General features: G+C 67.1%; 5 protein-coding genes. 3 read left to right on the top strand and 2 right to left on the bottom strand.

Going from position 1 to position 4,232, the window contains the following annotated elements:
• On the top strand, positions 1-697 hold a 697-nt coding region (locus tag GFD30_RS26045; protein WP_194202128.1), incomplete at its 5' end, for an HNH endonuclease signature motif containing protein.
• A 1,459-nt stretch (positions 698-2,156) separates the two neighbouring features.
• Here GFD30_RS26045 and GFD30_RS26040 read toward each other — a convergent pair.
• Positions 2,157-2,459 (bottom strand): hypothetical protein, encoded by a 303-nt coding sequence (locus tag GFD30_RS26040; RefSeq protein ID WP_153028059.1) that lies wholly within the window; start codon positions 2,457-2,459, stop codon positions 2,157-2,159.
• Entirely contained in the window at positions 2,449-2,670 is a 222-nt protein-coding gene (locus tag GFD30_RS26035) for a hypothetical protein (protein WP_153028058.1), read from the bottom strand. Before GFD30_RS26035 ends, GFD30_RS26040 begins: the two co-directional genes overlap by 11 nt.
• A gap of 347 nt (positions 2,671-3,017) precedes the next feature.
• Between GFD30_RS26035 and GFD30_RS26030 the strand changes: the two genes are divergently transcribed.
• Together GFD30_RS26030 and GFD30_RS26025 are read left to right on the top strand one after the other, a co-directional pair.
• Entirely contained in the window at positions 3,018-3,824 is an 807-nt protein-coding gene (locus GFD30_RS26030; RefSeq protein WP_153028057.1) for a helix-turn-helix domain-containing protein, read from the top strand.
• Positions 3,821-4,090 carry a DUF397 domain-containing protein gene (locus GFD30_RS26025; RefSeq protein WP_153028056.1) on the top strand — a complete coding sequence of 90 codons (270 nt, stop codon included), beginning with the start codon at positions 3,821-3,823 and terminating at the stop codon, positions 4,088-4,090. The genes GFD30_RS26030 and GFD30_RS26025 overlap by 4 nt, the downstream gene beginning before the upstream one ends.
• Positions 4,091-4,232 lie beyond the last annotated feature (142 nt).

Genomic DNA, 4,232 nt, shown 5'->3' with positions numbered 1-4,232 from the left:
CGAACTCGGCCGCACCGCGCGCCTACCCAACACGGCGCTGCGGCGCAAGCTCGAACTCGAGCAGCCCGGCGGGTGCGCCTGGCACGGATGCGACCGGCCCGTCGCCTGGACCGAGGCCCACCACATCCGGCACTGGGCCGACGGCGGCCCCACGAACGCGGGCAACCTGATCCTGCTGTGCCGGTTCCACCACGGCCGCATCCACACCACCGGCTGGACCGTCGACAAGACCGGCCCCGGCCAGGCCCTCATCACCCACCACGACCACCCCGCCGACGCGGCCGTTGCCCTCGGCGGCGCGAGCGGGACGGCCGGGCCGACCGGGCAGGGTCAGGCCGGGGCGGAGTGCGGGTGCGCGGACTGGCGCACCGATGCCGACCTCGACACCGACCACCGCGGCTCGGACTGGGACGTGTTCGCGACCGGGCTCTACCGGACCGAATGGGCACCCGCCCTCAAGCGCGACCTCGACGCCCGGGCCGAAGCGGTCCAGACCGAGCGCGCCCGCGCCGCCATCAGACAGGCCAGAGCCAAAGCGCGAGAACGGTTCGGCACCGGCCAGCGGCCACCGCGACCGGCACCACCCGCTGGCACCGCACCCACCGGCACCCGACCTGCACCACCCCGCCACCACGACACCCGCACCCCCGAACCGACACACCCCCCACCCACCGACCCCGGCGAACCACCCTTCTGATCCGGCCCGGCGCTCACCCCGGGCTGCCCTCTACACAGGTCGTCAGCGGCGCCGAAAACCTGGCCCAAGCGGGCACGACAGGTGAACAGGACAGCCGAACAGGCGACTCGCCCCGCCCCTTGCTCTCGCCGCCAAACGACTTGGGCCCCAATGGCACCGGAGAGCCAGAGCACTGCCTGGCCCTCCACGACCTCCGCCGAGCGACTCGGGCCCCGGCGTTGCGGGACAGCCGAAGACCGGGCGTTGTTCTCGACCGCCCTTGTTGTCGCCGCCTTCCGACCCGTGCCCCGACGGCACCCGACAGCCGGAGCAGCGCCCTGGCCTGCCACGACCTCCGTTGAGAGACCCGGGCCCCGGCGTTGCGGGACAGCCGAAGACCGGGCGTTGTTCTCGACCGCCCTTGTTGTCGCCGCTTCCCGACCCGCGCCCCGACGGCACCCGACAGCCGGAGCAGCGCCCCGGCCTGCCACGACCTCCGTCGAGAGACCCGGGCCCCGGCGTTGCGGGACAGCCGAAGACCGGGCGTTGCTCTCAACCGCCCTTGTTGTCGCCGCTTCCCGGCCCGCGCCCCGACGGCACCCGACAGCGGGAGCACTGGTCCCTGGCCCTCCACGACCTCCGTCGAGAGACCCGGGCTCCGACTGAGACAGGGCGGCCGTACTGGCCTGGCCCGCCATTCCTCCGCCGAGAGGCCTGGGCCCCGGCATTGCGGGGCAGCCGAACCCGCCAAGCCCGGCGAACCACCCTTCTAAGCACCGCCCCCGACTGGCACGCCGCACGCGCCTACCGCATCATTGCTGCCCCGAAAGTGTGCCGCAACGCGCCGACCGCCCTAACCGCCTGCGTCTCTTCATGGGCCAGGCCCGGCCGTCGGCGGTAGGGACTCGTTGCCTGGAGGTGAGGGATCGTCTCGATGAGCAGCATTCATAGCCCGGAGGATCTCCGGCCGTTGTTCCGGCTTCGTGCCCCGGAGAGCCATCCAAGCTACGAGGGTGCGACCGAGTACAGGTGATGCGGCTACGGCGGCAGCCGCGAGGGCGGCCCAGGGGCCGAGGGTGAGGAACTCCGAGAACATGAATCAGTTCTATAACCCCCCTGGCAAGGGAAAAGTCGACTATCCGTCATTATCAGGTTTAGGACAGCCCGGTTCAGTCTCGGCTTCCATGTACGGCCCAACTGAATCACTCACTCAAAGGCCAGAGTCTCGCGCGACGCGCGAGAACCGAAGCCTTGGGCCAGTTCAGGGCCTGCTGTCGCCGCTTCACGCCAAGTGGCACCGGGCAGTCGAAGGACTGCCCGGTGTCGCCATGCTCCTTGTCGTCGCAGCTTCCAAGACCGGAGCCCAAGCGGCGCCGGACAGCCGAAAATCCCCTGCCACACCCCGTCCATGTCCGCTTCGGGGCCGGACACAAACGGCACTGGACAGCCGCATAGTCCGCCCCCGTTTCGTCACCAGGCTTCAGGTGTTCTGCGGGTGGGCGATGAGTTCGCGGGCGCGCTTCAGGATCCAGTCGCACCACTCGTCACCGACCCAGGTGCCGCGCCACTCGGGTACTGGGTCCGGTTCGTCGACGAACCGGCAGATCTCGCGCGGCCCCGCGCCGTCGTTGCACTCGATGCGGTACTCCGGCGGCCCGAACGGATGTCCGCCGGCCTCGACGCCGACCTTGAAGACGGCGAACACCGCAGGGCCCCTGCTGAAGTCGCCGAGCCAGCCGTCCTTGTCCGGATGGGGCTCGGCGAACGCGGTTTCAGCCGTCACAGAAGCGCACCTTCCCCGGACGGCCTTCCTCGTCGCCCGGGTCGCCGATCCGCAGCCCGTTGTAGAAGACCTTGTACGCGGCGTCTTCCAGCCAGACCTTCCAGTCAGGTGCGAACGCCCGCCAACCCGGGCCCCAGGTCGCGTGCAGCCGACCGGAGTTCAGTCCCGAGACGATCAGCACGATGTCCGCCGCATTCCCATCGGCCGACACTTGGAATGAGTCCGGCGCGACGTCGCTCGACGCGCGGACCGTGAAATCGGTGTGCCCGTCGGTGAACCGCCCTCGTTCGAGTCGATCGGGTTTCGGATATCGCCCGCCGATTGGTCCGTCCATCACCTGTCCTCCACTTCAGACGTCGTGTGAGCCGCATTCGCCGCCCGCGTTGGATCGAGAGTAGGGCGGGGCGGATGTCTCCACAAGAGCGAATCGCCTGGTACAGCGGTGCGCAGTTGGACTGGCGCGCAATGTATCGGCAGTAATGATCGGCAGTTTTTCGCGCCGAACTGCCGACCGTTTCCGACCGTTGTGGATCCGGCGAAAGCTGTGATAATGAGTGCATGTCGACCGAATCAGAACTTCGCAGGATCGTCGGCCGTGCCCTAGGGCAACACCGCGAAGAGGCAGGGAAAAGCACCAACGACCCGGAAGCTTGCGCGATCGTCGGATCGTCGCGATCGCTCAAGAGGGTCGAACAGGGGGTAAGGACACGAGTCAACTTCTCGCAGATCGGTCGACTCTGCGACTACTACGGGGCACCTGCGCAGGTGAAGTACGAGCTGGAGCGATTGTGGCGCTTGGCAGACGCGAAGATCTGGGCCCAGCCCAGCCACGCCATCGCCAACTCGGGATGGGACTCGTATCTGGAGTTCGAGCGGATGGTGGTGGGCCTGCATCAATACGAGTCATTGGTGCCGCCGGGCCTTGCGCAGACTGAACGCTTCATGCGCAGGCAGTTCGAGCGAAGTGGTGAGGATCGCGAAAGGATTCCGAGCCTGATAGAGGAGCGCCTCCACAGGCAGGAAGAGTTCGAGTCCCGTCTGGGCGACATCGTCTGGCGGGCGCTTCTTAGTGAGGCCGTGCTGCACAACGGATGCGACGATGATCAGCTCCGACGCCTGCTCGAGCTTGATGAGCATGAGAACGTGAGCATCAAGTACCTGCCGTTCTCTGGGGCGCCGTACGCGAAGATGAGTGTGCCGTTCTCCGTACTATCCTTGAGAGATCACCGGAGCCCTAGCATCGTCTATCTGGAGAGCCCCTACGAGTACCGCTTCTATGAGAAGCAGGACGCGGTGGGGTTGTACAGCCAGATCTTCGAGGCCGGGGTTCGCCAAGCCAAGTCTCTGAAGGAGTTCCATCGATGAGCCAGGATGGGTGGCGCAAGTCGAACCGGAGCAACGCTGCCGAGAACAGCAACTGTGTTGAGGCGCGGGTGGCTCCCTGGCGGAAGTCGAGCCGGAGTGAAGGCGCTGCAAACAGCAACTGCGTCGAGGCCCGCTCTGCTGCTGTCGGGTTCCAGGTAAGGGACAGCAAGCTCGGTGAAGGCTCTCCGATCTTCGATCTCCCCGCCGCCGACTTCAACGGCCTGCTTCGTGCCGCTGGTCGTGCGTTAGAAGACCTGAACGAGTGAGGGGCGCTCCCGACGTGAACTGCTCCCCGGAAGTTGGACTGAGAATTCGGTTCCGCTTCCGGGGAGTTGTTGTTTGCATCCGTATAGTTCGTTGACCGAGCAGGAGCGTGCTGCTGCGGTGTCGCTGTTCGAGGCCGGTCAC

The sequence above is a fragment of the Glycomyces albidus genome (genome assembly GCF_009451885.1).
Classification (GTDB): domain Bacteria; phylum Actinomycetota; class Actinomycetes; order Mycobacteriales; family Micromonosporaceae; genus Glycomyces; species Glycomyces albidus.
Note: the sequence above shows the minus strand (reverse complement) of the source record. Positions and strands in the feature narration are given on the sequence as shown.

Coding starts and splice junctions, on each gene's coding strand:
- GFD30_RS26030 (WP_153028057.1), top strand. CDS start 3,018: ATGTCGACCGAATCAGAACTTCGCAGGATCGTCGGCCGTGCCCTAGGG.
- GFD30_RS26025 (WP_153028056.1), top strand. CDS start 3,821: ATGAGCCAGGATGGGTGGCGCAAGTCGAACCGGAGCAACGCTGCCGAG.